This window comes from Saccharothrix saharensis (assembly GCF_006716745.1).
Classification (GTDB): Bacteria; Actinomycetota; Actinomycetes; order Mycobacteriales; family Pseudonocardiaceae; genus Actinosynnema; species Actinosynnema saharense.
Map to the genome: position 1 here is coordinate 3,750,382 of NZ_VFPP01000001.1, position 26,973 is coordinate 3,777,354.

The 26,973-nt window shown below is 70.5% G+C and carries 25 protein-coding genes and 2 tRNA genes; 9 read left to right on the forward strand and 18 right to left on the reverse strand.

Annotated elements, in window-relative coordinates:
- Positions 1–29: 29 nt before the first annotated feature.
- The 4 genes from ftsX to FHX81_RS16075 form a co-directional block, all read right to left on the reverse strand.
- Positions 30–932 carry a permease-like cell division protein FtsX gene (ftsX, locus tag FHX81_RS16060; protein WP_141978938.1) on the reverse strand — a complete coding sequence of 301 codons (903 nt, stop codon included), beginning with the start codon at positions 930–932 and terminating at the stop codon, positions 30–32.
- Positions 933–985: 53 nt separating this feature from the next.
- The gene (ftsE, locus tag FHX81_RS16065; RefSeq protein ID WP_141978939.1) at positions 986–1,675 is read right to left on the reverse strand and encodes a cell division ATP-binding protein FtsE; all 690 of its coding nucleotides are present in this window, start codon (positions 1,673–1,675) and stop codon (positions 986–988) included.
- 67 nt (positions 1,676–1,742) lie between these two features.
- Complete coding sequence (gene prfB / locus FHX81_RS16070) at positions 1,743–2,843, reverse strand: peptide chain release factor 2 (RefSeq protein ID WP_141978940.1); 1,101 nt, start codon at positions 2,841–2,843, stop codon at positions 1,743–1,745.
- Positions 2,844–2,894: 51 nt separating this feature from the next.
- Positions 2,895–3,395 carry a PadR family transcriptional regulator gene (locus tag FHX81_RS16075; RefSeq protein ID WP_141978941.1) on the reverse strand — a complete coding sequence of 167 codons (501 nt, stop codon included), beginning with the start codon at positions 3,393–3,395 and terminating at the stop codon, positions 2,895–2,897.
- 392 nt (positions 3,396–3,787) lie between these two features.
- Between FHX81_RS16075 and FHX81_RS16080 the strand changes: the two genes are divergently transcribed.
- Positions 3,788–3,985 (forward strand): hypothetical protein, encoded by a 198-nt coding sequence (locus tag FHX81_RS16080; RefSeq protein ID WP_053717392.1) that lies wholly within the window; start codon positions 3,788–3,790, stop codon positions 3,983–3,985.
- A 52-nt stretch (positions 3,986–4,037) separates the two neighbouring features.
- Here FHX81_RS16080 and FHX81_RS16085 read toward each other — a convergent pair.
- The 3 genes from FHX81_RS16085 to FHX81_RS16095 all read right to left on the reverse strand — a co-directional run bounded on the left by FHX81_RS16085 (position 4,038) and on the right by FHX81_RS16095 (position 7,408).
- Positions 4,038–4,111, reverse strand: a tRNA-Met gene (locus FHX81_RS16085).
- A 147-nt stretch (positions 4,112–4,258) separates the two neighbouring features.
- A tRNA-Met gene (locus tag FHX81_RS16090) sits at positions 4,259–4,335 on the reverse strand.
- Between the two features lie 94 nt (positions 4,336–4,429).
- Positions 4,430–7,408 carry a UPF0182 family protein gene (locus tag FHX81_RS16095; RefSeq protein ID WP_141978942.1) on the reverse strand — a complete coding sequence of 993 codons (2,979 nt, stop codon included), beginning with the start codon at positions 7,406–7,408 and terminating at the stop codon, positions 4,430–4,432.
- 105 nt (positions 7,409–7,513) lie between these two features.
- Here FHX81_RS16095 and FHX81_RS16100 point away from each other — a divergent pair, with 105 nt between their 5' ends.
- Positions 7,514–8,056, forward strand: a complete 543-nt coding sequence (locus tag FHX81_RS16100) for a PPA1309 family protein (RefSeq protein ID WP_141978943.1) — start codon at positions 7,514–7,516, stop codon at positions 8,054–8,056.
- Here FHX81_RS16100 and FHX81_RS16105 read toward each other — a convergent pair.
- Positions 8,053–9,138: a YlbL family protein gene (locus FHX81_RS16105; protein ID WP_141978944.1), complete on the reverse strand. Its 1,086-nt coding sequence runs from the start codon at positions 9,136–9,138 to the stop codon at positions 8,053–8,055. The genes FHX81_RS16100 and FHX81_RS16105 overlap by 4 nt on opposite strands.
- Positions 9,139–9,219: 81 nt before the next feature.
- On the opposite strand from FHX81_RS16105, the gene FHX81_RS16110 reads away from it, so the two are divergent.
- Positions 9,220–10,542 (forward strand): zinc-dependent metalloprotease, encoded by a 1,323-nt coding sequence (locus FHX81_RS16110; protein ID WP_141978945.1) that lies wholly within the window; start codon positions 9,220–9,222, stop codon positions 10,540–10,542.
- Positions 10,543–10,597: 55 nt separating this feature from the next.
- Here FHX81_RS16110 and FHX81_RS16115 read toward each other — a convergent pair whose 3' ends face one another.
- Positions 10,598–11,125: a M48 metallopeptidase family protein gene (locus tag FHX81_RS16115; protein WP_141978946.1), complete on the reverse strand. Its 528-nt coding sequence runs from the start codon at positions 11,123–11,125 to the stop codon at positions 10,598–10,600.
- Between the two features lie 203 nt (positions 11,126–11,328).
- Between FHX81_RS16115 and FHX81_RS40550 the strand changes: the two genes are divergently transcribed.
- The 4 genes from FHX81_RS40550 (at position 11,329) to FHX81_RS16130 (ending at position 14,657) form a co-directional block, all read left to right on the forward strand.
- Positions 11,329–11,484 carry a DUF5679 domain-containing protein gene (locus FHX81_RS40550; protein ID WP_015098458.1) on the forward strand — a complete coding sequence of 52 codons (156 nt, stop codon included), beginning with the start codon at positions 11,329–11,331 and terminating at the stop codon, positions 11,482–11,484.
- Between the two features lie 129 nt (positions 11,485–11,613).
- Complete coding sequence (locus FHX81_RS16120; RefSeq protein WP_246107842.1) at positions 11,614–12,624, forward strand: ThiF family adenylyltransferase; 1,011 nt, start codon at positions 11,614–11,616, stop codon at positions 12,622–12,624.
- A gap of 86 nt (positions 12,625–12,710) precedes the next feature.
- Positions 12,711–14,021, forward strand: a complete 1,311-nt coding sequence (locus tag FHX81_RS16125; RefSeq protein ID WP_141978948.1) for an ABC1 kinase family protein — start codon at positions 12,711–12,713, stop codon at positions 14,019–14,021.
- 81 nt (positions 14,022–14,102) lie between these two features.
- Complete coding sequence (locus FHX81_RS16130) at positions 14,103–14,657, forward strand: hypothetical protein (RefSeq protein ID WP_141978949.1); 555 nt, start codon at positions 14,103–14,105, stop codon at positions 14,655–14,657.
- Positions 14,658–15,326: 669 nt separating this feature from the next.
- Here the strand turns inward: FHX81_RS16130 and FHX81_RS16140 are convergent.
- From FHX81_RS16140 to FHX81_RS16160, 5 genes are all read right to left on the reverse strand, one after another.
- Positions 15,327–16,247 (reverse strand): class I SAM-dependent methyltransferase, encoded by a 921-nt coding sequence (locus FHX81_RS16140; protein WP_211363496.1) that lies wholly within the window; start codon positions 16,245–16,247, stop codon positions 15,327–15,329.
- Positions 16,248–16,383: 136 nt separating this feature from the next.
- A complete protein-coding gene (locus tag FHX81_RS16145; protein WP_141978951.1) occupies positions 16,384–16,608 on the reverse strand; it encodes a hypothetical protein in 225 nt (74 codons plus the stop codon).
- Positions 16,605–17,003 (reverse strand): WhiB family transcriptional regulator, encoded by a 399-nt coding sequence (locus tag FHX81_RS16150; RefSeq protein WP_141978952.1) that lies wholly within the window; start codon positions 17,001–17,003, stop codon positions 16,605–16,607. Before FHX81_RS16150 ends, FHX81_RS16145 begins: the two co-directional genes overlap by 4 nt.
- A 137-nt stretch (positions 17,004–17,140) precedes the next feature.
- Positions 17,141–17,362, reverse strand: a complete 222-nt coding sequence (locus FHX81_RS16155) for a hypothetical protein (RefSeq protein WP_141978953.1) — start codon at positions 17,360–17,362, stop codon at positions 17,141–17,143.
- A 219-nt stretch (positions 17,363–17,581) separates the two neighbouring features.
- Complete coding sequence (locus FHX81_RS16160; RefSeq protein WP_141978954.1) at positions 17,582–19,648, reverse strand: ATP-dependent DNA helicase UvrD2; 2,067 nt, start codon at positions 19,646–19,648, stop codon at positions 17,582–17,584.
- Positions 19,649–19,711: 63 nt separating this feature from the next.
- On the opposite strand from FHX81_RS16160, the gene FHX81_RS16165 reads away from it, so the two are divergent.
- Positions 19,712–20,452, forward strand: a complete 741-nt coding sequence (locus FHX81_RS16165; RefSeq protein WP_141978955.1) for a DUF4191 domain-containing protein — start codon at positions 19,712–19,714, stop codon at positions 20,450–20,452.
- An 88-nt stretch (positions 20,453–20,540) separates the two neighbouring features.
- Here the strand turns inward: FHX81_RS16165 and FHX81_RS16170 are convergent, their stop codons facing one another.
- Positions 20,541–21,014 (reverse strand): RDD family protein, encoded by a 474-nt coding sequence (locus tag FHX81_RS16170; RefSeq protein ID WP_141978956.1) that lies wholly within the window; start codon positions 21,012–21,014, stop codon positions 20,541–20,543.
- 194 nt (positions 21,015–21,208) lie between these two features.
- Here FHX81_RS16170 and glnA point away from each other — a divergent pair, with 194 nt between their 5' ends.
- Positions 21,209–22,633, forward strand: coding sequence for a type I glutamate--ammonia ligase (gene glnA / locus FHX81_RS16175; protein ID WP_141978957.1), 1,425 nt, complete (start codon positions 21,209–21,211; stop codon positions 22,631–22,633).
- Positions 22,634–23,292: 659 nt separating this feature from the next.
- Here glnA and FHX81_RS16180 read toward each other — a convergent pair.
- From FHX81_RS16180 to FHX81_RS16190, 3 genes are all read right to left on the reverse strand, one after another.
- On the reverse strand, positions 23,293–25,782 hold the full coding sequence (locus FHX81_RS16180; protein ID WP_141978958.1) for an NB-ARC domain-containing protein: 2,490 nt from the start codon (positions 25,780–25,782) through the stop codon (positions 23,293–23,295).
- A gap of 93 nt (positions 25,783–25,875) precedes the next feature.
- The gene (locus FHX81_RS16185) at positions 25,876–26,265 is read right to left on the reverse strand and encodes a YkvA family protein (RefSeq protein WP_141978959.1); all 390 of its coding nucleotides are present in this window, start codon (positions 26,263–26,265) and stop codon (positions 25,876–25,878) included.
- Positions 26,266–26,910 (reverse strand): hypothetical protein, encoded by a 645-nt coding sequence (locus tag FHX81_RS16190; RefSeq protein WP_141978960.1) that lies wholly within the window; start codon positions 26,908–26,910, stop codon positions 26,266–26,268.
- Between the last annotated feature and the right edge of the window lie 63 nt (positions 26,911–26,973).

Consider the following 26,973-nt stretch of genomic DNA (forward strand, 5'->3'; position numbering starts at 1 on the left):
TACGTGAGCGCGCCAGCGGTTATCGGAACCTACAGGCGCACGTAGAGGCGCAGCGTGACGTAGCCGGTCAGCGCCGAGATCGCGATCGCCACACCGACCAGGATCGGGGACAGGAACAGGATCTCGACCATGCTCACCTCGGGGATGATGTTCGCCTGGAACAGCTCGCCGAGCACCCGGTTGAGCAGGAACAGCTTGGTCACCACGAGCAACCCGATCGAGGCGACCGCGCCGATGACGCCCGCGACCACCGCCTCGATGAGGAACGGCAGCTGGGTGTACCAGCGGGTGGCGCCGACCAGCCGCATGATGCCGACCTCGGTGCGGCGGGTGAACGCCGACACCTGGATCGTGTTGGAGATCAACATCAGCGCGGCGAACGCCTGCAGCAGCGCCAGGGCCAGCGCCGCGTCGCGCACGCCGTTGAGGAAGCCGAACAGCCGGTCGAGGTCCTCGCGCTGGTCGTCGACCTTTTTCACGCCCGCCTTGCCGGTGAACGCCTGGACGATCACGTCGGACCGCTCCGCGTCCTCCAGCTTGACCCGGAACATCGCCGGGATCGCCTCCGGGCGGGCCAGCTTCGCCAGCTCGGGCTGCGACTCGAAGACCTTCTTGAACCGCTCGAAGCCCTTGTCGCGGTTCTCGTAGACGACGGTCTCGACCCCGGACGTGGTCTCCAGCTGGCTGCGCAGGCTCGAGCAGGGCTGCTGCGTGCAGTCCTTGTCGTTGACGCTGATGTCGTTGGTGAGCATGACCGCCACCTCGAGCTTGCCGAGGTAGTCGTCCTGCATCTTGCCCACCATGTTGACGACCAGCAGGCCGACACCGAGCAGGAAGAGCGAGATCGCGGTCGTGAGGATCATCGCGATGGTCATCGTGACGTTCCGGCGCAGGCCGGTGACGACCTCGCTGAACACGAAGCTGGTACGCATCGGGGGGAACGTTCCTCAGGGTCGGGGGATGAGGGGGTCCGGCGGCCTCGGGCTCAGCGGCCCACGCCGTAAACACCCCGCGCGTCGTCGCGGATGATCCGGCCGTGGTCCAGCTCGACCACGCGACGGCGCATGGAGTCGACGATGGAGTGGTCGTGGGTGGCCATCAGCACCGTCGTGCCGGTGCGGTTGATCCGCTCCAGCAGCAACATGATGTCCTGGCTGGTGTCGGGGTCCAGGTTTCCCGTCGGCTCGTCGGCCAGCAGCACCAGCGGCCGGTTCACGAACGCGCGGGCGATCGCCACCCGCTGCTGCTCGCCACCGGACAGCTCGTTCGGCATCCGGTCCGCCTTGCCGTCGAGGCCGACCAGCTGCAGCACCTCGGGCACCACCTTGACGATGGTGTTGCGCGGCTTGCCGATCACCTCCAGCGCGAACGCGACGTTCTCCGCCACGGTCTTGTTGGTCAGCAGCCGGAAGTCCTGGAACACGCAGCCGATGGACTGGCGCAGGCGGGGGACCCTGCGCCGGGACATCTTGGCCACGTCGAAGTTCGACACGTACACGCGGCCCTTGCTGGGCACTTCCTCCCGCAGCAGGAGCCGCAGGAACGTGGACTTCCCGGAACCGGAAGGCCCGATGAGGAACACGAACTCGCCCTTGTCCATCTCGACCGAGACGTTGTCGAGCGCGGGACGCGCGGAGCTCTTGTAGACCTTGGACACGTGTTCGAGGCGAATCACGAGGCGCGAGTGTACTCGCGGGCCGGGTAAAGCCCTCGTCTCGCCCGCCGGATGGGGGCTTGACCGATCAGGACTGGTGCTGCTTGCGCCAGCGGATGCCCGCCTCCAGGAAGTCGTCGATCTCGCCGTCGAGCACCGCGGACGGGTTGCCGACCTCGTGCTCGGTGCGCAGGTCCTTGACCATCTGGTACGGGTGCAGCACGTAGGAGCGCATCTGGTTGCCCCAGCTCGAGCCGGTGTCCTTGAGCGCGTCCATCTTCGCCTGCTCCTCCTGCCGCTGGCGTTCCAGCAGCTTGGCCTGGAGCACGGCCATCGCGGTGGCCTTGTTCTGGAGCTGCGAGCGCTCGTTCTGGCAGGAGACGACGATGCCGGTCGGGATGTGCGTCAGGCGCACCGCCGAGTCGGTCGTGTTCACGCCCTGGCCGCCGGGGCCGGACGAGCGGTAGACGTCGACCCGCAGGTCCTTCTCGTCGATGTCGACGTGGTCGGTCTGCTCGACCACGGGCACCACCTCGACGCCCGCGAACGACGTCTGCCGGCGGCCCTGGTTGTCGAACGGCGAGATGCGCACGAGGCGGTGCGTGCCCTGCTCGACGCTGAGCGTGCCGTAGGCGTACGGGGCCGTGACGCGGAACGTGGCGGACTTGATGCCCGCCTCCTCGGCGTAGGACGTGTCGAACACGTCGACGCCGTAGCCGTGCCGCTCGGCCCACCGCGAGTACATGCGCAGGAGCATCTCGGCGAAGTCGGCCGCGTCGACGCCGCCCGCCTCGGCACGGATCGTGACCAGGGCGTTGCGCTCGTCGTACTCGCCGGACAGCAGCGTGCGGACCTCGAGCGAGGAGATCTCCTCGCGGAGCTTCGCGCGCTCGGTGTCCGCCTCGGCGAGGCTGCCCGCGTCGCCCTCGTCCTCGGCCAGCTCGTACATGATCGAGAGGTCGTCCAGCCGGTCGCGCAGGTTCGTGACGCGACGAAGCTCACCCTGCTTGTGGGACAGCTGGCTGGTGACCTTCTGCGCCTGCTCCTGGTCGTCCCAGAGGTCCGGCCGAGCCGCCGCCTGCTCCAGCTCGGCGACCTGGGCGCGCAGCGCATCGAGGTCCATCACCGCCTCGATGCTCGCGAGCGTGGCGGAGAGGTCCTTGATGTCTGCTTCGACGTCGGGATTCACGTCCCAAGATTACGCCGGCACCGGTCGCGGAGTGCGACCGGTGGGCGCGATTCAGGCCGTGGGGATGGCGTCGAGCAGCTTGAGCACGGCCTTGGCGTGGGCCAGGCCGAACTCGGCGACCGCCTTGGCGTAGGCGTCCTCGGCGGTCTTGACCGCCGTCTTGGCGGCCTCCTGCTCGGCGCCGTAGCTCGCGCGGGCGGAGTCCACGAGCGCCTGCCGCTGTTTGACGGTCAAGGAGCCCGCGTGCACCAGCCGCAGGATCAGCGGGCTGCGCAGGTGGTCCGGCCCCGGCTCGGAGAGCAGCCAGTTCTTGAACGCCTTCTTGCCCGCCGCGGTCAGCACGTACTGCTGGCTGGAGCGCGGGCCCTGCTTGCCGAGGCGCAGCAGGCCCTGGTCCGCCAACGCGGGCAGCTCGCGGTAGACCTGGCTGCGGGTGACGCTGAAGAACGCGCCGAAGCGCTCTCCGGCCTCAGCCACGAGCTGGCCACCGGTCTTGGGTCCGTCGTGCAGCAGCCCGAGCAGGGCGGCCGCCGTCGCATTCAGGTCCGACACACCTCCAACGGTGCCACGCTCACCGGTCGCTGTCCACAATGGTCAGCCGTTCTGTCCACTGTGGCTGATCACGGGCTAGTGGAGTTGGGCCAAGCGGAGCAACGCAAAGCATCGCTGCGTAACCGCCCGCTGATCAACGCCACGCGTTCGGCCGCTTGACCCGGCTTGTCCACGTCAAGTGGAAATCCTTGGAGCACAAGGGAAACCGCACTTTTGCGTTCACTCGAACGGCAGTGCGGGGTCACTCGCCGCGTCCGACCCGCCCCGGCGGGACCGGGGGCGGATAGCACAACCCGGTGATGTCCGGCTCTCGAGGTGGCAAACACGTCGGGTGGTGGGACCATTACGGCGGGTGTCCGTTCGACTGTGCTCGTTCGACTGGGAGGTCAGCTGTGGGCATCAAATGGACGACGGGGACGAAGGTAGTCCGCAACGCCCGCGCCTGGGCGTCCGGCACGATCCCGGAACAGGCGGGCAAGGACGAGTGCATGGTGTGCGGCAAGCAGATCCGCAGGCACCGCACGGTGAGCGGCGAAGGCCGGGTCTGCTCGCTCACCTGCGCCCAGTACTGGGCCGAGAACATGACCTGAGCGCGAACAGGCGAAAGGCCCCCGGGAAACGTCCCGGGGGCCTTTCGCGTAGTAGCGGGGACAGGATTTGAACCTGCGACCTCTGGGTTATGAGCCCAGCGAGCTACCGAGCTGCTCCACCCCGCGCTGCTAAAGACAACTATACACGCCCCGGAAACCACTTTTCACCGGGGGGCCCAAAGCGGCATCGCAGCACGTCGGGGCACCTGCTGCGGGTCGTCGACCACTGACAGGCGAAAGGCCCCCGGAGTCGAAACTCCGAGGGCCTTTCCGTGGTAGCGGGGACAGGATTTGAACCTGCGACCTCTGGGTTATGAGCCCAGCGAGCTACCGAGCTGCTCCACCCCGCGCTGCATTTAGAACTCTACGCCCCGGTTACCGGGATATGCAAATCGGGTGGCCTGGAACGTGTCCCAGGCCACCCGATCGCGATATCAGTGCAGGTCAGCCGGTCGGGGTCGGGGACGCCTGGGACGTCGACGGCGTCTGCGTGGACGCCGCGCTCGCCGTCTCGAACCTCTTCGTCGCCTCGTCCAACGCCTTGTACGCGTTGCCGAGCTCGGCGAAGTCACCGCTGGACTGCGCCGACTTCACCCGCGCGAGGGCCGACTGGATGTCCCGCACGGCCTGCTGCAGCTCCGTGCCGCCCTGCCCGTCGTTCGGCGCGGTGGGCGTGGTCGACGGGGTGGAGCTCGGCGGCTGGCCGGTGTTGTCCGACGGCGGCACCTGGGCCGACGACCCGGACAGCACCTTCTCCATCGCCTCGCTCAGCGTCGGCGCGTAACCCACCTTGTCGCCGAAGCTCACCAGCACCTTGTAGAGCTGCGGGAACTGGGTGTTCTGGCTGGCCCGCTCGATGTAGATGGGTTCCACGTAGAGCAGGCCGCCGCCCACCGGCAGGGTGAGCAGGTTGCCGTAGACGACCTTCGTCTGCCGCTGCGTGAGCAGGTTCAGCTCGCTGCTGACCTCACCGTTGGTCAGGAACGTCGTCTGGATCTGCTGCGGGCCCTTGGCCTCGTTGTTCAGCGTCAGCACGCTGATCTTGCCGTAGTTGTCCGGGTCGGATCTCACCGTCACGTACGACGCCATGAACTCGCGGTTCAGCCGTACGAGCGCGCTGGTGAGCTGGAAGCTGACCTTGTTCGCGTCACCGGTCGGGTCGCCCGCCAGCACGTAGAACGGCGGCTGCCGGTCGCGCTGCTGCTGCACGCCCTGCTGCTGCGCCTCGACCGTGGTGGCGTTGTCGATGGTCGGGTCGGACGGCACGGACCAGAACGAGACGCCGGAGTAGAAGTCACGCGGGTTGTCCACGTGGTACTCCGACAGCATCTCGCGCTGCACCTTGAACAGGTCCTCGGGGTAGCGCAGGTGCTCCTTGAGCGACTGCGACATCTCGCTGTTCGCCTTCACCGTGCCCGGGAAGACGCCCATCCACGCCTTGAGCACCGGGTCCTTGGTGTCCATCTCGTACAGGGTCACCGTGCCGTCGTAGGCGTCCACAGTGGCCTTGACCGAGTTGCGGATGTAGCTGATCTCCCGGTTCGGCTGCTGCGCCACGCCCGGCAGCGAGTCGTTCGTGGCGTCGCCCAGCGCGGTGCGGCGCGCGTACGGGTAGTTGTCGAGCGTGGTGTAGCCGTCGACGATCCACGTGATGCGGCCGTCGACCACCGCCGGGTACGGGTCGCCGTCCACGGTCAGCCACGGCGCCACGGCCTCCACCCGGTCGCGCGGGTGGCGGTTGAAGATGATCCGCGAGTCGTCGCCGATGGCCGAGTTGAACAGGATGTTCCGCTCGCCGTAGGCGGCGGCGAAGACCACCTTGTTGAACAGGCCGCCGATGCGGACGCCACCCTTGCCGGTGTAGGTGTAGGACGAGCCGTCGGTGTCGTACTCACCGGGAGCGCCCTCGCCGCGGCCGCCGACGATGGCGTAGTCGGCCGGGCTGCCCAGCTCACCGAAGTAGGTGCGCGGCTGCTCCACGCCGAACGGGCCGGGCTGGACCTTGCCGTCCTGGCCGACCTGCGCCACCTCGAACACCGGGTAGCCGCCGTTGCCGCCCTCGTCCGCGGGCGAGTTCACCTTGCTGGCCTCGGCGAACACCATGCCGTTGCCGTGGGTGTAGATGAGGTGCTGGTTGATCCAGTCCCGCTGGCCCTGCGGGATGCCCGCGGTGTTGAGCTCGCGGACCGCGACGATGTAGTCCTGGAGCTGCTCGTCCACTGTGTACCGGTCGACGTCCAGCTTCTCCGGGAACGCGTAGAACGGCCGCAGCTGCTGGAACTGGGTGAACGTCTTGGAGATGACGGCCGGGTCGAGCAGCCGGACGTTGCCGACGGTCGCCTGGTCGTTCTTCAGCTCCTCCAGCGAGACGTTCTGCTTGCCCGCGTACGGCTTGCTCTCCACCTTGTCATCGGTCAACCCGTAGGCTTGTCGGGTCGCTTCGATGTTGCGGCCGATGGGTTCGGCTTCCTTCTCGATGGCGTTCGGTCGCACCGAGAACTGCTCGAGCACGGCGGGCCACGCGGCGCCGACCAGGATCGAGGACAGCACCAGCAGCACGGTCGCGATCGCGGGCAGCTGCAGGTTGCGCAGCACCGCGCCCGCGAAGAACGCGATGGCGCAGAACACCGCGATGAACAGCAGGATCAGCTTGGCGGGCAGCACCGCGTTGAGGTCGGTGTAGCTCGCGCCGTCGAACTTGTCGTTGCGCTCGAACAGCAGCGTGTACCGGTCGAGGAAGTACGCGACCGCCTTGAGCAGGATGAACACGCCGGCCACGATCGCCAGGTGGGTGCGCGCGGGCCCGGAGAGCTGACCGCCGCGGCCCGCCAGCCGGATGCCGCCGAACAGGTAGTGCGCGACCACCGCGGCGACGAACGCGACCGCCGTGGCGATGAACAGCCACGACATCACCCACGTGTAGAACGGGAGCTGGAAGGCGTAGAAGCCGATGTCGTGGCCGAACTCGGGGTCGGCCACGCCGAACGAGGTGGCGTTGAAGAACAGCTGGACCTGCTGCCAGTCGCCCTGGGCCGAGGTGCCCGCGATGAGGCCGATCAGCACCGGCAGGCCGATGGCGAACAGCTTCATGCGCCTGCTGACGACGGCGCGGTAGCGGGCAACCGGGTCGTCGGGCCCGGACACCGGCACGAAGACCGGCCGGGTGCGGTAGGCGAGGATCAGGTTGATCGCGACGAGACCGCCCACCAGCAGACCCACGGCGAGGAACAACCCGAACCGGGTCGCGAGCACCGTGCCGTAGACGCTGCGGAAGCCGACCTCGCCGAACCAGAGCCAGTTGACGTAGGTGCCGAGCAGCCTTGAGCCGGTGATCAGACCGACCAGGACCACCGCACCGACGATGAGCAGAATCCGGCTGCGACGGGACAGCCTGGGCAGTCCGACCGGGGGCCGTGTGGCCACGGGGCACGCTCCTGGATCGCGGTAGTGGCGTTCGTACGTTCTGTCCAACTCTACGGAGGCCGCCGAGGGTTCCCCGTTCGGTCGACCCTTTACCCAGATGCGACCATGGCGCACGTGTCAGCGAGTGAAACGCCGCCCGTGGTGCTGCCCGAGGTCGCCCGCGAGGTCGAGGAGTTCGTGTCCACCGGCGGCTGGAACCAGCCGACCCAGCTGTTCGCGCTGGTCCCGACGGTCGAGCTGCTGGCGCAGCAGCCGGAGCTGGCGGGTCAGCTCGACCCCGAGTCGTCACCGTTGACGCCGATCGCCCAGGACTCGCTGCCCGACGAGGAGCTGGACCGGGCGCTGGCGGGCATCGTGTGGCCGGACGTCGTGCACGGGTGCGCGTTGGCGCAGGAGATCGTCGTGCTGCCGCCGGACGCCGAGGCCCAGCTGACCGAGCAGGAGCTGGACGACGAGCAGGCGCGCAAGTTCGCCGCCGAGCACCCCCAGCGCCGCGAGGCCCGCCTGGTGGCGGCCGTGCTGCGGGACGGCTCGGCGGCGTGCGTGCTGCGGCTTCGGGGCAACGTCGAGGTGCCGGAGGAGGTCGTGGCGCACCCCGAACTGGCCCCGAACCTCACCCGTGCCCTGCTCGAGACCTTGCGGCCCTAGCAACCCGGCGCGTCACCGCCCTTGCTCAAGGACTCCAGCGACTGCACGGCGTCGTCCAGCTTCTGCACCTTGACCAGGCGCAAGCCCTCCGGCGCGTGCTGCTTGGCCTCGTCGCAGTTGCCGGCGGGCACGAGGAACACGGTGGCGCCGCCTTCGCGGGCGGCCACCATCTTGAACCCGATGCCGCCGATGCGGCCGACCTCGCCCTGGTCGTTGATCTCGCCGGTGCCCGCGACGGACTGGCCGCCGTTCAGCTCGCCCGGCGTGAGCTTGTCGACGATCGACAGCGCGAACAGCAGGCCGGCGGACGGTCCGCCGACGTCGGTGAGGCTGATCTTGATCTCGAACGGCACGTCCGCGCGGTCCAGCGGCAGCACGCCCAGGAAGCCGGTCTCGCGGCCCTCGGTGCTGCCCAGCGTCACGGTGGCGGTCTTGCGCTCGGACCCGCGCTCGAACGTGAGCGTGATCTGATCGCCCGGCTTGGTCGTCTCCAGCGCCGAGCGCACGTCGTCGGCCGAGGCGACCTGCTTGCCGTTGACCTCGAGCAGCCGGTCGTCGGGTTCCAGCACCTGGGCCGCGGCGGTGTCGTTGGTGATCTCGGCGGCGACGACCTTCATCGGGTAGTCCAGGTAGCGCAGCGCGGCGACCTCGGCGCTGGTCTGCGAGTCCTGGAACGCCTTCACGTTCTGGTCGCGGACCTGCTGCTCGGACTCGCCGGGCCGGAAGAACTCCTCGCGCGGCGCGAGCGCGTACCGGCCGCTGATCCACAGGCCGAGCGCGCCGAACAGCGACACGTCGTCGGTCAGCGACACGGTGGTCATGGTCAGCCGGCCACCGGTCGGGAACGTCTCCTGACCCTCCACCGCCACCACGTCACCCCCGTTGACCTGGCCCAACGTGTCGTAGGTCGGTCCGGGGCCCAGGGCGACGTACGGCACGCGCGCGAACCCGCCGAGCAGGCCGAGGGCCAGCACGACCGCGAGGCTGACCACGAGGGTCCACGTCCGCCGGGTCAGGCCGCGCCGCGGCGCGTGCGGTGGGGTTGGTGCCTGGTCCACGACGGTGTCGGTGCCTTCGGTCACGCCCGACAGGGTACGACCACGGCGTCACGCTGCCGGCGAACCGGTCCCACGCGGGCCTGCCGTGCCGCGTACCGTGGACCCATGAGTGACCTGCCCTTCGGGTTCAGCCCGCAGGACCCCGACGACCGCGACCGCAAACCCGGAGACCAAGGGGAGAACCCCTTCGACTTCAACCAGCTCGGCGCGATGCTGAGCCAGCTCGGTGCGATGTTCAGCAACGCGGGCACGTCGTCCGGGCCGGTCAACTACGACCTCGCGAAGCAGATCGCGCTGCAGCAGCTCGCCGGCAAGGGCGGCACCGGGTTCCGCCCGGACCAGGACAGCGCGGTGGCCGACGCCGTGCACCTGGCCGAGATGTGGCTGGACCCGGTGACGGCACTGCCCGCGGGCGCCCGCACGTCCCAGGGCTGGACCGCGCGTGACTGGGTGGAGCGCACGCTGCCGACGTGGCAGCGGCTGTGCGACCCGGTGGCGCGGCGCGTGTCCGGCGCGTGGGTCGAGGCGATGCCCGCCGAGGCGAAGGAGGCCGCCGGACCGCTGCTGTCGATGCTCGGGCAGATGGGCGGCATGGCGTTCGGCTCGCAGTTGGGCGGCGCGCTGGCGCAGCTCGGCGCCGAGGTGCTGACGTCGACGGACGTCGGGTTGCCGCTCGGGCCGGAGGGCACGGCCGCGCTGCTGCCCGACAACATCGAGAAGTTCACCGAGGGCCTGGAGCGGCCGACCAGCGAGGTGCTGGTGTTCCTGGCCGCGCGCGAGGCGGCGCACCAGCGGCTGTTCAGCCACGTGCCGTGGCTGCGGCAGCGGCTGCTGGACACGGTGGAGGAGTTCGCCCGCGGCATCACCGTGGACACGTCGGCGCTGGAGCAGTTGGCCGGGCAGATCGACCCGGCGAACCCGGCGAGCATCGAAGAGGCGATGAAGTCGGGGATGCTCGAACCCCAGACCACGCCCGAGCAGAAGGCCGCGCTGACCCGCCTGGAGACGTTGCTGGCCCTGGTCGAGGGCTGGGTGGACGTGGTGGTGAACGAGGCGGTCGGCGAGCGGCTGCCCGGCGCGGAGGCGCTGCGGGAGACGCTGCGCAGGCGGCGGGCGTCCGGTGGGCCGGCGGAGCAGACGTTCGCCACGCTGGTGGGCCTGGAGCTGCGGCCGCGCCGGCACCGCTCGGCGGCGGCGCTGTGGAAGCTGCTCACCGACCAGCACGGGATCGAGCAGCGCGACAGCGTGTGGGAGCACCCCGACCTGGTGCCCTCGGCGGAGGACCTGGACGACCCGATGGAGTTCGCCGAGCGGTTCGGCCAGACGCGCAAGGCGCTGGAGGACCCGATGGCCGAGCTGGAGCGCACCCTGCGCGACGAGGACGCCAAGACCGAGGGTGACGACGGGGACAAGCCCGAGGACGCGTAGGAGCGGTCACCCCCGCGAGGTCGCGCCCGTCGACCTCGCGGGGTCCTGCCGTGTTTCAGTCCTCCTCGGTGATGCCCAGCCCGGCCGCGGCCGAGAGGCCTTCCAGGTACCCGATGGCCCGCTCGGCCTTCGGGTACCGGTGCACGAGCAGCCAGAAGTCCTTGCCGTGCCCCGGCACCTCCAGGTGCGCCAGCTCGTGCACCAGCACGTAGTCGAGCACCCACGCGGGCACGTCGCGCAGCCGTTCGCTGATCCGGATCGTGCCCTCGCTCGGCGTGCACGACGCCCACCTCGTGCGCATCGGCGGCACCCACCGCACGCTGCTGGGCTGCACGCCGTCCAGGTACCTCTCCGCCAGCTCCTCGCACCGGGCCAGCAGCGCGGCGTCGGACGTGCGCGTGGGTGAGCGCCTGCGGGTCTCGCTGCGCTGCAGGCGGCTCAGCATCTCCGCCACCCAGTGCTTCTCCTCGCTCTTGCTCATGCGAGCCGGCAGCAGCACCACGACCGTGTCCCCCTCGCGGTACGCGCTCACCATGCGACGGCGCCGGGCGCTGCGCCGCACCTCCACCTGCGGTTCGGGCATGGCGTTCACGGTAAGGCCAGGGACCGACAGTCCGCGGCGGCCAAGCGGCGGTGCGTGGAAGGACGGACCAGCAGGTTCCACCGAAAGGCGGCTGGACACGCTCGACGCGGCGTGCAGCGGAGGGGCGTTCCCGGAGGTAGCGTTCAGCGCAACCCCCGAGTGTGGCGCAGATCGCTCCGCACTCTCGAAGCGAGGAGGAAGCCGTGGCCGAGACCTACAACGGCTACTGCGTCAAGTGCCGTGAGAAGCGCGACTTCACGGGCGAGGTGCACGAGAGCAACAACCGCAGGATGGCCAAGGGCAAGTGCCCGGTCTGCGGCACCACGGTGACCCGAATCCTCGGCAAGGCGAAGGTCTGATCGCCGGCGGGTGGCCGGGACCTCGTGGCGCCCGGCCGCCCGTCAAGGCCCTCATCGGCCTCTGTGGACAACCGGCGAGCCTGTGGACAGGCGTTTTGCCGTGCCGGCCGGCACGGGCACGCTGCCGGTGTGGATCTACCCAACCGCCCCAGGGTCCTGCCGGGGCTGCCGCTGCTGCGCCGCCGGGCCGACGTGGTGCAGATCGGCACGGACCCCCGGCACGCCATGCTGGTCGAGGAAGTGCCCGAGCCCATGGCGTCCGTCCTGCTCGGCCTCGACGGCCATCACACCCTCTCCGACCTGCGAGAACGCCTCGCCGGCCACGGACGGCAGGCAGCCGAGTTCACCGGTGTCCTGCACGGCCTCGCGCGAGCCGGGCTGGTCGAGGAGTCCGTGCCGGTGCCGCACCCCCGGCTGACCGCCGAGGTGACCGGGTGGGCGCTGCGGACCCGCCGGCACGCCACCGGGTTGCCCGCCGACCGCGCCGCCCGGTCGGTCGTCGTGCACGGCGAGGGACGGCTCGCGGTCACCGTCGCCGCGCTCCTGGCGGCCTCCGGAGTGGCACACGTTCGGGTGGTCGCGCGGGGTCGCGTCGGACCGGAGGACACCGGGTCGGGGTACGTCGAGGCGGACGTCGGCCGGCCGCGCGCCGAAGCCGCCCGGGATGTCGTGCGGCGGGCGGCCGGGACCGTGCGGCCGGTGGGGCGCGCGGTGGACCTGGTGGTGCTGGCCGACGCCCTGGTGCCCGCCCCGGAGCTGCTGCACCGGCTGACCTCGGACGGCACGCCGCACCTGGCCGTGCGGGTCCGGGAGGGCTTGGGGGTGGTCGGGCCGCTGGTCGTGCCGGGTCGGAGCAGTTGCCTGAGGTGCGCGGACCGGTACCAGGCGGACGAGGACCCGGCGTGGCCGATGATCGCCGCGCAGCTGGTCGACCGGGCGCAGCAGGCCGACCTGGCCACCGTGACGGCGACCGCCGGGGTCGCGGTGGGGCAGGCGCTGCTGGCGCTCGACCGGTCGGAGCCGTCCGGGACGAGGCCGCCCACCTGGGACGCGACGCTGGAGGTGGACGCGTTCGCCGGGGTGGTCGAGCACCGGATCGCGCCGGTGCACCCGCGCTGCGAGTGCCGTTCCGCGACGTGACCGGTCCTCAGGTGGGGCTGTGTAGGTTTTGGGGCAGGGGCGTGAGCCACCGCGACCGCGTGGACCGGCGGGAGGAGAATCACCGGGTGAGCGAGATCCCGCGCAAGGCCGTGCAGCGCACCGCCAAGCTGGCCAGCCTCCCGCTCGGCGTGGCGGGCCGGGTGGTGGGCGGCTGGGGCAAGCGCCTGGCCGGACGCAGCTCCGAGGAGGTCAGCGCCGAGGTGTCGGCGAAGACCGCGGAGCAGGTGTTCGCGGTGCTCGGGCAGCTCAAGGGCGGTGCCATGAAGTTCGGCCAGGCCTTGAGCGTGTTCGAGGCGGCGGTGCCGGACGAGCTGGCCGAGCCGTACCGCGAGGCGCTGACCAAGCTGCAGACGGCCGCGCCGCCGATGCCCGCGCGCACCGTGCACCGGGTGCTGGCCGAGCAGTTGGGCGCGGGGTGGCGGAAGCGGTTCGCGTCGTTCGACGACTCGCCCGCCGCGTCGGCGAGCATCGGGCAGGTGCACCGGGCGGTGTGGCACGACGGCCGGGACGTGGCGGTGAAGGTGCAGTACCCGGGCGCGGACGAGGCGTTGCAGAGCGATTTGAACACGTTGCTGCGGTTCAGCCGGGTGTTGCAGGCGGTGATGCCCGGTGCCGAGGTCAAGCCGCTGCTGGAGGAGCTGCGGGACCGGTACCTGGAGGAGTTGGACTACCGGACCGAGGCGGGCAACCAGCGGGTGTTCGCGAAGGCGTTCGCCGGCGACGACCACGTCCTCGTGCCGCGGGTGGTGGCCAGTGCGCCGAAGGTGATGGTGACGGAGTGGACCGAGGGCACGCCGCTGTCGAAGATCATCCGCGAGGGTGAGCGGGACGAGCGCGACCTGGCCGGTCAGCTGCTGTCGGAGTTCCACTTCTCCGCGCCGAGCCGGTCGGGGCTGCTGCACGCCGACCCGCACCCCGGCAACTTCATGCTCGGGGCGGACGGCCGGCTGCGCGTGCTCGACTTCGGCGCGGTCGCGCGGCTGCCCGACGGGTTGCCGAAGACGCTCGGGCTGATGACCCGGTTGGCGTTGGACGGCCGGTCGGGTGACCTGGTGGAGCTGCTGCGCTCGGAGCGGTTCATCCGGCCGGGGACCGAGCTGCACGCGGAGGACGTGCTGGGCTACCTGGCCCCGTTCGTCGAGCCGCTGCGGACCGAGACGTTCCACTTCACCCGCCGGTGGCTGCAGAAGCAGGCGGAGCGCGTCGGCGACCTCCGCAGCCCCGATTCGCAGACGGGGAGGTCGTTGAACCTGCCCCCGCAGTACCTACTTATCCACAGGGTGACGCTGGGCGCGACGGGCATCCTTTGCCAGCTCGACGCGAACGTGCAGGCCAGGGCCATCGTCGCACGCTGGCAACCGGGCTTCGACGACTGACCTGTCCACAGGATCGGGACTTGTCCACAGATCACCCACAGCCCGTGGCACGACCCCCGGAAGCCCCGGAGGATCGAACCCGTGAACCAAGTGATCAAGACCGCGGACCTGAAAGCCGCCGGCGTGCCGGCCTACGTCATCGACCTCAAGTGCCGCCCGGGCGGCCCGTGGCAACGCATCCTGCCGGGCGTGGTGCTGCTCAGCGCGAACCCGCCGACCCGTGCCCAACGCCTCCAGGCCGCGCTCGCCTACGCGGGCCCACGAGCCGTCGTCACCGGCGTCGACGCCCTGAACGCCCACGGCCTCGACGCCCTACCGCCGCCACCCCGGATACACCTGCTCCAACCGGCCACCACCCGCCGCTCCTGCCCGGACAACGTCCTGCTGGAACGCACCACCCGCCCGCCCGGAGTGGTGCACCACTCGGGCCTGCGCGTGGCCGAACCAACCAGGGCCACCCTCGACGCCGCCCGCCACGAACCGAACCCCCTGCGCCAACACCACCTACTGGCCACCGCCGTCCGCTCCGGCCTGTGCACGGTCACCACCCTGACCAGGGAACTGGACGCCGGCAGCAAACGCGGCACCGCCATCCCCCGAAGAACCCTGCACCTCCTCTCCGCCCTCCTCCGTTGACCGCCGCCACCGGCCACAACTCGCGCCGCCCCTCCCCCTACCCGCCACCTTCCCCTTGCGCCCATCCCTCCACCCGTCGACCTACCAGCCACCACACCCGCACTCCCGACCCAGCCGCAACTCCAACCCGAGCCCGGCACCGGCTCAGCCACTGACCCAACCTCGACCCCGAGCCCTGACCCCCGCCCACTCCCGTACCAGCAACCCCAGCGCGTCACTCCGGCGGTGGTGCCGCCGCGCTTGGCGTGTGGCGGGTCCGCGACTGCCGGCTGGTGCGGGCCCGCACAACCGCCGCTTCGTGCGCCCGACCAATGCCCCACCACCACAACCCGGCCGGCCTTCGACCCCGGCCGCGCCGGCTCCACGGCCCGACCTGCGCCGCAACCAACCCACACCAACTCGGAGGAGAACCGACCAGGGCCGTACCCGTGCCTCCGCAAGTGGTCGCGGGCAGTGGTGGCCGGCCGGTGGTCCCCGCCCCGGCGCGGTCTCAGCCGGCGGCCCAGTAGTCGGAGGGCAGCTTGCCTTCGATGTCCCGAACGTGCGCCCGCGCGCACACGTGGCACAACCACCGGTCGACGCCACGTTCCCGTTCCCGCGCCCAGGCCAAGAGCTGGGCCGGGTCGGTGATCGACGAACGCGTCCGCCCACAGCGGGCACAGGAGTCGGTCACGGCTTCCGCCCCACGTACACGGTGTTGGCGGTCAGCAGGAACACGTCGTCGCGCAGCCCGAGGAACGCGGGGTCCTGCGGGTCGAGCAGTTGCCTGACCGTGCGGCGGTCGGCGGGGTGCAGGGCGTCGCCCGCCACCTCCTCGTACCACATGAGCTGGTTCACCGCCCAGTCGCGCACCGCCTGCTTGGGCGGTGCGGGGTGGTCGACCAGGTAGCTGAACGCCGTCACGTCCACCAGTCCGCCCTCGGAGAGCACGAGGTTCCAGCCACCGGACAGGCGCACCGAGCCGGTCGTGTTCTCCCGCATCCGCACGAACCACTCGGCCCGCGCCGCGGACAGCCGGTCCTGCAAACCGGGCTCACCGACACCCAGGTCATAGGGGAGGAACCTGCCACTCAACCCACCCTCGGCGAGCGCCAGCCACCCACCCGGCGCGACCGCCTCGATCACTCCGAGCACGGCCGCACGCTGGTCAGGGAGGTGGTGCACGACGTTCGACGCCCACACCAACTGGGCGGGCCCGGCGAGGTCCACCGGTCGCTCGGCGGCCAGGTCGGCGAGCACCGGCCGGACGCGCACGGTCGCCGTGGTCGTGTCCGTCCCGTAGGTGGCGGCCGACCGGGCGGCGGTGGTGGCGGCGTCCAGCAGTTCGGGCGTGCCGTCCACCAGCACGACGGTGCCGCCGCCCCGAGCCGTCAGGGCCTCGACCAGCGCCACGCTCATCCCGCCCGCACCGCACCCGACGTCGAGCACGGTCGGCTGGTCGGGCAGGGCGCGGACGAGTCTGCGGGCGACCACCCGCCGGGATTCGGCGTCCAGCTCGTCCGCCTGCCGGAGGAAGGTCAGGCGCGACGACCAGTCGATCCCGTCGTGCAAGTGGCCATGGCCGTGGTGGTGGGAAGAGTGAGCTGCCACACGTCGAACGGTACCCACGCGGCGAGGTGAGGGCGCCCCCAATCACGGCCCGAGGTCGGAATCGCCCGGTACCCGGAAACGCGGGCGGCCCGTCCTCCCCGTCATCGGGACGGGGAGGACGGGCCTCCTGCGAGCATCAGACCGCGCGGGCCTTCAAAGCCGCCCGGCGCTGGGCCCATCCGGCCAGCCGCCGCCACCTGCGGGCGACGACGAGGCGGTGGGCCAGCCGATGCTGTCGCGCGAATATCTCCGCGTCGTGCATTCGGGATCTGGCGAGATTTTCTTCGAGCAGCATGGGGTTCCCCTTGGGGTTGACTTCGACGAGCATCGATTCGTCTGCGGTGGATCGGTACGTGGTCACGCGGCGGCCTCCTGGTCGTTAGCCCCCCGGACAACGGTCGCGGCGGGCGCCGCGGGCACAACGGGTGCTGCGTCCTTGCGCGGACGTCCACGGGGACGCTTGCGCGCGATCACAGCTCCGCGCTCGAAGATCTCGCCGCCCCAGACCCCCCAGGGCTCGTGGCGAGCGAGCGCACCGGCCAGGCACTCCGCGATGACGGGGCAGGTGGCGCAGAACCTCTTCGCCTCCTCCAGCTCCGCCGGCGCGTCGGCGAACCACAGGTCCGGGTTGTTGGTACGGCAAGGAAGCTCCAAGCCGGCGTCGGGCGCGGTGTCGATCAAGGAAGCGACACCCGCTCCGGCGAACTCCGACTCGGTGGACAACGTCCCGCTTATGGGGACGGTCGCGGTCAACATCAGGTGGACTCCTGTCAAGGGTCTTGCATGGGGTTTTTGTCGTTCGAACCGAAAAACGGGTCGGAACAGCACGAAGGCCGCGGATCCGGTTACGGGTCCGCGGCCTTCGTGAGCTTGGTGGCCTGACTACTGGGTGGTCAGGTACTTCGCTCGTGCGCGGACGGCGCAACGTTCTGAGTCGGGACAACGGTCGGCGCGTACGGCGCCGGCACCTGGATCAGCTGAACTCGCTCAACGCCCCACTTGAAGGCGTGGCGATCGCGGGCAGACTTCTCCCCCGCGACATGAGCAGCGCCTGCGGCCAAGGCCACCCCGGTCTTCAGGTAACCGGGCGTCTCGAAGCACATGAGAGTGTTCACGACCGGTCACCTCCTCGGGTGTCTCGACTCGACTGCTAGCTCTTGAATCCCCAGCGGGCACTCCGTGCCCGGCTTGAGCAGGTTATGACCCCGCGCCGGACGGGTGCAACAGGTTTTTCCAAATACCTGTCGATTGAGTGAAAATTCAGCGTTTGCCCTGCACAGAGCGCCAGCACGCGACCACCCGGACGGACGAGGCCGCCCGCCGGCGGGCAGCCGTCAGCGACCGCCGCGCACGAGCGCCAGCACGTCGTCACCGAACCGGTCCAGCTTGGCCGCGCCGATGCCGGAGATCGACACCAGCCCGGCCACGTCCTCCGGCCGCTGCTCGGCGATCGCGACCAGCGTCGCGTCGGTGAACACCACGTACGCGGGCACCTTCAGCTCACGCGCGCGGTCCGCCCGCCACGCCCGCAGCTTGGCCAGCAGTTCCTCGTCCAGGTCCGACGGGCACGACGCGCACCGGCTCAGCTTGATCGCCCGCGCGTCCACCAGCGCCGAGCCGCACACCCGGCACTGCGGCTTGGGCCTCTTCTGCAGCGGCTCCCGCTTCGCGGCCGTGCGCGACGCCGGGTGGTCGTCGGGCACCAGCCCGTAGAGGAACCGGCTGCGCCGCCGGTACCGGCGCCCGCCCGCGGCCCGCGCCAACGCCCACGACAGCCACAGGTGCTCCCGGGCCCGGGTCACGCCCACGTACAGCAGCCGGCGCTCCTCCTCGATCGCCGCGTCGTCACCGTCGGCGTGCTGGATCGGCAGCGTGCCCTCGACCAGCCCGACCAGGAACACCGCGTCCCACTCCAGCCCCTTCGCCGCGTGCAGGGACGCCAGCGTCACGCCCTCCACCGTCGGCGGGTGCTGCGCCTCGGCCCGCAGCTCCAGCTCGCCGACGAACGTCCGCAGGTCCGCCGAGTCCACGGTGGTGACCAGCTCCTCGGCCAGTTCGACCAGCGCGAGCAGCGACTCCCACTTCTCCCGCGCCGTCCCGCCGGCGGGCGGCTCGTCGGTCAGGCCGATCCCGGCCAGCACCTCGCGCACCACCTTCGGCAGCTCGCCGGTCGGCTCGTGCGCCGCCGCCGACCGCAGCGCCACCATCGCCTGCCGCACCTCGGCCCGCTGGAAGAACCGCTCACCGCCGCGCACCTGGTAGGGCACGCCGACCTCGGCCAACGCCTGCTCGAACACCTCCGACTGGGCGTTCACGCGGTAGAGCACGGCGATCTCACTGGCCGACACGCCCTCGTCCAGCAGCGCCTTCACCCGCCGCGCGACGGCCGCGGCTTCCAGCGTCTCGTCGTCGAACTCGGTGAACGTCGGCTTCGGCCCCTCCGGCCGCTGCCCGATCAGCCGCAGCCGCGACCCGGCCGGCCGGCCGCGCGCCCACTTGATCACCTCGTTGGCCAGCTCCACGACCTGCGGCGTCGACCGGTAGTCGCGTTCCAGCCGCACCACGACGGCCTCGGGGAACCGGCGGGGGAAGTCCAGCAGCGGGCGCGGGGAGGCACCCGCGAACGAGTAGATGGTCTGGTTCGCGTCACCGACCACGGTCAGGTCGTCGCGCTGCCCCAGCCACGCGTCCAGCACGCGCTGCTGCAACGGCGTCACGTCCTGGTACTCGTCCACCACGAAGCACCGGTACCGGTCGCGGAACTCCTCGGCGACCTCGCCGTGCTCCTCCAACGCCGCCGCGGTGTGCAGCAGGAGGTCGTCGAAGTCGAGCAGCTGCGCCTGGTTCTTCAGCTCCTCGTAGGTCCGGTAGACCTGCGCTACCTGGTCGGCGGGGGCGGGGGTGTCCCGGCTGGTGCGGCCGGCGGCGTTCGGGTAGTCGTCCGGCGCGACCAGCGACGCCTTGGCCCACTCGATCTCGCCGGCGAGGTCGCGCAGCGAGTCGGACTCGGTGGACAGGCCCACCCGGTTGGCGGCCTGCGCGACCAGCCGCAGCTTGTTGCGGTCGATCAACTGCCACTGCTCGCCGCCGACCACGCGCGGCCAGAAGTAGCGCAGTTGCCGCAACGCGGCGGCGTGGAAGGTGCGGGCCTGCGCGCCGTGCACGCCGAGCGCGCGCAGCCGGGTCCGCATCTCCCCCGCGGCACGGGCGGTGAACGTGACCGCGAGGACCTGGCCGGCGGACACGTGCCCGCGCTGGACCAGGTGCGCGATGCGGTGCGTGATGGTGCGGGTCTTGCCGGTGCCGGCGCCCGCGAGCACGCAGACCGGGCCGCGCGGAGCTTCCACGGCGGCGCGCTGTTCCGGGTCGAGTCCCTCCAGCAGCCGGTCCATGCGCTGCATCCTCGCAGAGGTCGGCGAGTACTCCCGTCATGGGGCGACGCGGCGCGCCGTATCCTGGTGGGTATGGCTGGTAAGCAGGACAAGGCGGCCGCCAAGGCGGCTGCCAAGGAAGCGGCGAAGGCTCGGCGCGCGGCATCGAAGGCGAAGCGCAGCCAGATCTTCGAGGCGTTCAAGATGCAGCGCCGCGAGGACAAGGCGCTCGTGCCGTTGATGCTGGCGTGCCTGCTGGGCGCGACGGCCGCGGCGTTCCTGATCGGCCTCATCTGGGACATGCAGTGGGTGCTGCTGCCCATGGGCATCGCGGTGGGCGCGCTGCTCGCGGTCATCGTGTTCGGCCGCCGGGTGCAGCGCACCGTGTACGCGAAGGCGGACGGCCAGCCGGGCGCGGCGGCGTGGGCGCTGGACAACCTGCGCGGCAAGTGGCGCGTGACGCAGGCCGTGGCGGGCACGACCAGCGGTGACATGGTCCACCGGGTGCTCGGCCGGCCGGGCGTGGTGCTGGTCGCCGAGGGCGCGCCGCACCGGGTCAAGAACCTGCTCGCCCAGGAGAAGAAGCGGGTGGCGCGGGTGATCGGCGAGACGCCGATCTACGACGTCGTCGTGGGCTCCGAGGACGGCCAGGTGCCGCTGCGCAAGCTGCAGAGCCACCTGATGAAGCTGCCCCGCAACATCTCGACCGCCCAGGTCGACACGATCGACAACCGGCTGGCCGCGCTGGCGAGCCGGGGCGCGGCGCTGCCCAAGGGCCCGATGCCCCAGGGCGCCAAGATGCGCAACGTGCAGCGTGCCATGCGGCGGCGCTGACCGGCGTTCCGCAGCGTTTTCGCAGCTCAGACCCGTTCCGGCAGCCGTCCGGGGCGGGTCTGCGGCGTGGCACGGGCGTTGGACGGCGTTAGCGGGACCGCAGGACGATGGTGCCCGCCGCCTTGTCGTGCAGGGCCCGGTTGTCGGCGTCCCAGATCACGGCCGGGATCACCAGGAAGATCAACACCGTGCGCAGCGCGGTGCGGAGCACCCCGACGTTCTCCGTGCCGTCCACCCGCACCACCCGCAGCCCGAACAGCGCGTGACCAGGGGTGAAGCCGAAGGACGCGACCGCGATGACGGTGATGGCGAACCAGGCCGCCAGGCTCCAGTTGCGCGGTAGGTCGGGCATGGTGAACAGCCCCGCCACGCCGGCCGACAGGGCGAAGTCGACCAGGATGGCGACGGCGCGGCGGCCCGTGGAGGCGACCGAGCCCTGACCCGACTTGGGCAGGCCGAGGCGTTCACCACGCCACCGCTGCCCGGTACCGTCACCGGAGTCGGCGCCGGGCTCCAACGCCGAACGGGGTCCTGACAGCCACGAACCGGTCCACTTGCTCACCCCACCAGAGTAAGGCCGTGCTCAGCGGGTGAGGAGTGACGGTCGGGTTGCCCGACCTGAGCCGCCCGTTAACACTGGCGAAACACGCGGGTGATGGCTGGGCAACACCACGGTCTTAGTTTCGCCACGATGGCAGGCCGCACCACGCAGCGGCGTACAACCACGCCCCCACCGCAGCAGAGGAGTCGACGAGGGTGTTCAAGAATCCCGACGAGGTCCTGAAGTTCATCTCCGACGAGGGCGTGAAGTTCGTCGACGTCCGCTTCAGCGACCTGCCCGGTGTGATGCAGCACTTCACGCTCCCGGCCAGCGCGTTCGACGCCGACGCCATCGCGGAGGGCCTCGCGTTCGACGGCTCGTCGGTGCGCGGCTTCCAGTCGATCCACGAGTCGGACATGCTGCTGCTGCCCGACCTCTACACCGCGCGCCTCGACCCGTTCCGGATCGAGAAGACGCTGATCGTCAACTTCTTCGTGCACGACCCGTTCACGCGTGAGGCGTACAGCCGCGACCCGCGCAACATCGCGCGCAAGGCCGAGCAGTACATCACCGAGTCGGGCATCGCGGACACCGCGTACTTCGGCGCCGAGGCGGAGTTCTACATCTTCGACTCGATCCGCTTCGACACCACCGCGAACGCCTCCTTCCACGAGATCGACGCGATCTCCGGCGCCTGGAACACCGGCCGCGACGAAGAGGGCGGCAACCGCGGCTACAAGGTCAAGTACAAGGGCGGCTACTTCCCCGTCACGCCGACCGACCACTACGCCGACCTGCGCGACAAGATGGTCCTGAACATGCAGGCCCAGGGCTTCACCGTCGAGCGGGCGCACCACGAGGTGGGCACCGGCGGCCAGGCCGAGATCAACTACAAGTTCAACACGCTGCTGCACGCCGCGGACGACTTGATGCTGTTCAAGTACATCATCAAGAACACCGCGTGGCAGGCCGGCAAGACCGTCACGTTCATGCCGAAGCCGCTGTTCGGCGACAACGGCTCGGGCATGCACACCCACCAGTCGCTGTGGAAGGACGGCCAGCCGCTGTTCCACGACGAGTCCGGCTACGCGGGCCTGTCGGACACGGCGCGCCACTACATCGGCGGCATCCTGCACCACGCGCCGTCGCTGCTGGCGTTCACCAACCCGACGGTGAACTCCTACCACCGCCTGGTCCCGGGCTACGAGGCCCCGGTGTCACTGGTCTACTCCCAGCGCAACCGGTCGGCGTGCGTGCGCATCCCGATCACCGGCAACAACCCGAAGGCCAAGCGCATCGAGTTCCGCTGCCCCGACTCGTCGGGCAACCCGTACCTGGCGTTCTCGGCCATGGTGATGGCCGGCCTGGACGGCGTGAAGAACAAGATCGAGCCGCCGGCCCCGATCGACAAGGACCTCTACGAGCTGCCGCCCGAGGAGGCCCGCGACGTCAAGCAGGTGCCGGCGTCCCTGGACGCGGTGCTGGACAACCTCGAGGCGGACCACGAGTTCCTGCTGGAGGGCGGCGTCTTCACGCCGGACGTCATCGACACCTGGATCTCGTTCAAGCGGGAACAGGAGATCGACCCGCTGCGCCTGCGCCCGAACCCCTACGAGTTCGCGCTCTACTACGACGTGTGATCGGCGCGGGGCTCTGACCAGCAGTTCCACCGGTCTCGGCCCCACGTAGGCCGTCTCCAGGCCGTCTGAGCTGGAGAGGCCGTCAAAGCCTCCACAGGCCGAAGGCCGGGTGACTACCACAGTCACCCGGCCTTCGGCCTTTTCGGTACTCGTCCTGGGACTTGATGACCGGTTTCCCCTTGCACGGATCCTTGCGCGACCACCTCCTCCTCGAGTTGCCGCCAAGCCACTTCCAGCCAAAGGTCGGGACGATCACGCGGTCATACAGCCACCAGCGCTGGGCACGGCGATCGACTGCCGCGAGGACTCCGCCGCCGTGCCATCGCACGCACGGGACGAAGCGGCACCCATTGATCCTGTATTTCATAACCGATGGCTTCGAGTGAATCGGTCGAGCTCACCGGGGAAATATCCGAAGCCATACCCCTCCCTTCGTCGTAGGGAATCACGTGATCTGCGCGCACGGAATACGCTCGCGCCGTGCGGCGCGACTGGGCGAAATGTTCCACACCAACCCGTCCCACTGAAGCTGTGACCACTGACAGGTCACCTAGGTGGATCAGGTGATCGCAAGCCAGGATCATGCTCAGGTCTTCCACAGGCCACCAGACGTTGATCGGTGTTGGTTGACAACCTTCGACAGCAAATGAGCGGGCCAGTCATAGGCTCGGGGGTGTCGGAGGGTTGTTGCGGACAGTGCGCCACCTGGCCAATTCATCACGTGTGGTCGATGTGTGCGGGTGGTCGGTGGCCAGGTGGTGCAGGGAATCGGTCAGCAAATCCTCGAACTCCGCCACCGCGCGGCCCACGTCACCGGCCACCGCGCGCCAATGAGCCAGATTGCTCCGGGCGGACAAAGTGTCGACATGGCCCACACCCAACACCCGCACCATGTCCGAAACCAGGGCCTCCAACTCCACCACCGCGCGAGCCGGATCACCAGCGACCGCTCGCCACTTCGCCAGCTCACGGCGTGTGGTCAACGTATGCGGATGGTTGCCGGCCAAATGGCGCCGCGAGTCGGCCAGCAAATGCTCGAACTCCACCACGGCACGGCCCACATCTCCTGAGGTCGCCCGCCAGTAGGCCAAGTTGCTCCGGGCGGACAAAGTGTCGACATGGACCACGCCCAACAGGCGCACCATGTCCGGCACCAAGTCCTCCAACTCCACCACCGCGCGAGCCGGATCACCAGCAGCGGCACGCCACTTCGCCAGCTCACGCCGCGTGATCAAGGAGTCGAGGTGGTCCGCTCCGAACAGGCGCTCGTAATCCGCGCTCAGCGCCGCGAACTCCGCCGCGGCACCTGCCGGGTCGCCCACCGTGCCCCGCCAGTAGGCCAGGTTGCTGCGGGCGACCAGGGTTTCGGCGTGATCGGCGCCCAGCCGTCGGGTCATCGACGCGGTGACTTCTTCGAGCGCCGCGACGGCCGCCACCGGATCACCGGCGATCCCCCGCCACCGGGCCAGCTCACGGCGAGCGATCAACGTCCGCTTGTTGTTGCCGCCCCAGACGCGCCTCATGTCGCGAGCGAGCTGCTGGAAATCCGCCACCGCGCCCGCCGGGTCGCCGGAATCGCCGCGCCAGGCCGCGCGCCTCGACTGGATCGCCAACGTCTTCGGGTGCAGCCTGCCGAGGCCTTGCAGCGCCCACTCCCGCACTCGCGACAGGTGCTCGAACGCCGCAGCCGGCGAGCCGGCCCCGCCCAGGCTTTCGCCGACCAGTTTGAGCAGGTCGTAGACCTTCCACGACCAGGTGGCCGGGTCGGTCACCGACGCGAGCGCGATGGCGTTGGCGCGCAGCACCGCTTCCAGGTCGGCGTCCCGCTTGCCGTGCGGCCAGACGGCTGTCATCGCGGCGGCCGCCGCTCGTGCGGCTCGGGAGACACCGCGAGGACCCAGGTCGTCGCGGACGGATCGCTGGACCAGGGCGTGCACCCGCACAGCGCCGGTGTCGAGGTGGGTCCGGTCGTCGGCCGCGGTGGAGGTCGCGGTCGGGGTGAGCGTGATCAGGTTGAACCTGTGCAGCCTGGTCAGCGCGTCCAGCACGTCGTCGACGCGGACGCGGCGCCACGCGGACCTGCCGAGGTGGCCCAGCACCGGTCGACTCGTGAACACGGCCAGGGGTGCGCCGTTGGCGTCGAGCACGCTCGCGATGCGCAGGGCCTTCGAGGCCAGTCCCCTGCCGCCGGAGCGGTCGGCGCGGTCGATCGACAACGACCAGGTGGTCGCGATCGTGGCCTGGTGCTCGGGCAGCGCGCCCTCGGCCGGTGCCAGGTCCGCCAGCGTGCGGCGGCGGTCGGCGAACAGCGCCCGGTAGGCGGCGACGGTGAGCAGCGGCTGGTCGACGATGAACGCGACCGCCTGGCCCAGGGCCAGGGGCAGCCACCCCAGGTCCCCGGCCAAGCCCTCGAACTGCTCCCGGTCGGCGTCACGGCGATCGCCCAGCGCCCCGGCCAGGTAGTCGAGCGCCTCGGCTTCGGTGAACACGTCCAACTCGATCAGGTCTCGCCCGGAGGTCAGCGCGGCGTCACGCAGGCGGCTGGTGACGATCACCTGGCCACCCGCACCGGGTGGCGGGACGAGACCTCGCACGTCGGCCGGGTCCTGGACGTCGTCGAGCACGACCAGCCACCGCCTCGCGGTCCCGGCGAGCCAGGCGCGGAACGCCGCCGCGGCCTGCTCGGGCGGACGCTCGGCGATGAGCGGGTCGTCCTCGACCAGCACCCGTCTCGCGGCCTCGGCGTAGGCGGTCACCACGGCGTCACGGCCGAGCGCGGACAGCCACACCGCCACGTCCACGTGCGCGTCGGACCACACCTGCCAGGCGTGCCAGGCGGCCAACTGGGACTTGCCCACCCCGCCCAACCCCGACACCACCACACCCGCACCGCGGTGTGCGCCGATCACCACCACCGGGCGGTGCGCGGCCAACGCCTCCGTCAGCAGGGCATGACCCCGCCGCTCCTGGTAGTGCTCCGCGAGCGGCGGGGGAACGCCCACCCGCACCGGCCACGCCACCCGGCGCGTCGCTTGGTGGATCGTGACCACCGCGTCACGACCGGCCTGCACCACCACCCCGGAGCCGACGACGAACGCGTGCTGACCGTCACCGTCCTCCGCGCCGTCACCGACCACCGCGTCCGCCACGTGCTCCTCGCCCCGCCCACGCCGACCCGCCCATTCTCGGGCCGGCGCCCGGACAGCGCTCCGCAAGCCTGCGGACGGACCGGCGACCCTCGATCAGGTCCGCGTGAGCCGCCGCACGACCGCCAGCCCTTCGGGCGTGCCCGGCCAGTGCGCGGCCACGACCTCGGGCCCGGCGGCGCGGATGACGGAACGCAGGACCCAGCTGATCACGATCACGTCGTCCGCGTACCCGAGCACCGGGATGAAGTCCGGCACCAGGTCGAACGGCAGGGCGAGGTAGCCCAGCAGCAACCACAGCCGGACGCGGACGGAGCGGGGGAGCCCGGGGTCGCGGCCCAGCCGCGTGACCAGGCGCAGGACGTCCGGCAGCAGGCGGACGGCCTGCGACAGCGCCGAGCCGCGCGGCCGGAGGAGGAACAGGCACAGGATGAGCAGCAGCCACAGGCCCAGCAGGCCGACGGCCACGCCGATGAGGACGTCCACCTACCGGGGGATCGGGATACCGGTCACGGTCACCTCGCCGCCGGTGGGGGCGAGCTGGCCGATGATCCCGGAGAACGTGAGCGAGAACGTGGTGCTGTCCGCGCCTGCCTTCGCGTCCAGCTCCAGGAACCCGTTGATGCTGGAGTTCTTCCCGATCGACGCGGGCCACCGGCTGGTCGACGTGGACGCGCCGTAGTCGCGCTGCGCGTCGTCCACCGCGGACACGGACGCCACGGGGAGGTCCATCTTCGCCGTGCTGGCGTTGATCGCGGTGACGAAGACCTTCAGGCGGCCACCCAGGTTCTCCACCTTGGTGACCTCCACGGTGAGCAGCCCGCGCGCCTGCTTCCACGATCCGGTGACGACCTTGGTGTCCACGCTGGGCGGGGCGTCGTCCGGAGTGGAGGTCGCCGGGGCCGTGCCGACCGCGCCGTCCAGGCTGCCGGCGTTGTCCTCGGTGGAGGGCGCGGTGGCCGTCGTGGGGGTGGTCGAAGAGGTTTCACGCAGCGTGAAGCTCAGCGCGCCCACGCCGACCGTGCCGGCGGTGACCGCCTGGATCACCCCGAGCAGGACCAGCACCCCGAGCATGACCAAGCTGATCTTGAGAGCCGCGCTGCTCTTCTTGCGGTGGTTCTCGTCGTCCATGACGTCCTTCGTCCGGGCGCACGCGTGCGAACGTGAATCTCCCCCAGGAGTGCCGATAGTCTC

Coding starts and splice junctions, on each gene's coding strand:
- FHX81_RS16150 (WP_141978952.1), bottom strand. CDS start 17,003: ATGTTGACCGCGACCGTCCCCATAAGCGGGACGTTGTCCACCGAGTCG.
- FHX81_RS16190 (WP_141978960.1), bottom strand. CDS start 26,910: ATGGACGACGAGAACCACCGCAAGAAGAGCAGCGCGGCTCTCAAGATC.
- FHX81_RS16100 (WP_141978943.1), top strand. CDS start 7,514: ATGGCGCACGTGTCAGCGAGTGAAACGCCGCCCGTGGTGCTGCCCGAG.
- FHX81_RS16165 (WP_141978955.1), top strand. CDS start 19,712: ATGGCTGGTAAGCAGGACAAGGCGGCCGCCAAGGCGGCTGCCAAGGAA.
- FHX81_RS16115 (WP_141978946.1), bottom strand. CDS start 11,125: ATGCCCGAACCGCAGGTGGAGGTGCGGCGCAGCGCCCGGCGCCGTCGC.
- FHX81_RS16160 (WP_141978954.1), bottom strand. CDS start 19,648: ATGCAGCGCATGGACCGGCTGCTGGAGGGACTCGACCCGGAACAGCGC.
- FHX81_RS16110 (WP_141978945.1), top strand. CDS start 9,220: ATGAGTGACCTGCCCTTCGGGTTCAGCCCGCAGGACCCCGACGACCGC.
- ftsX (WP_141978938.1), bottom strand. CDS start 932: ATGCGTACCAGCTTCGTGTTCAGCGAGGTCGTCACCGGCCTGCGCCGG.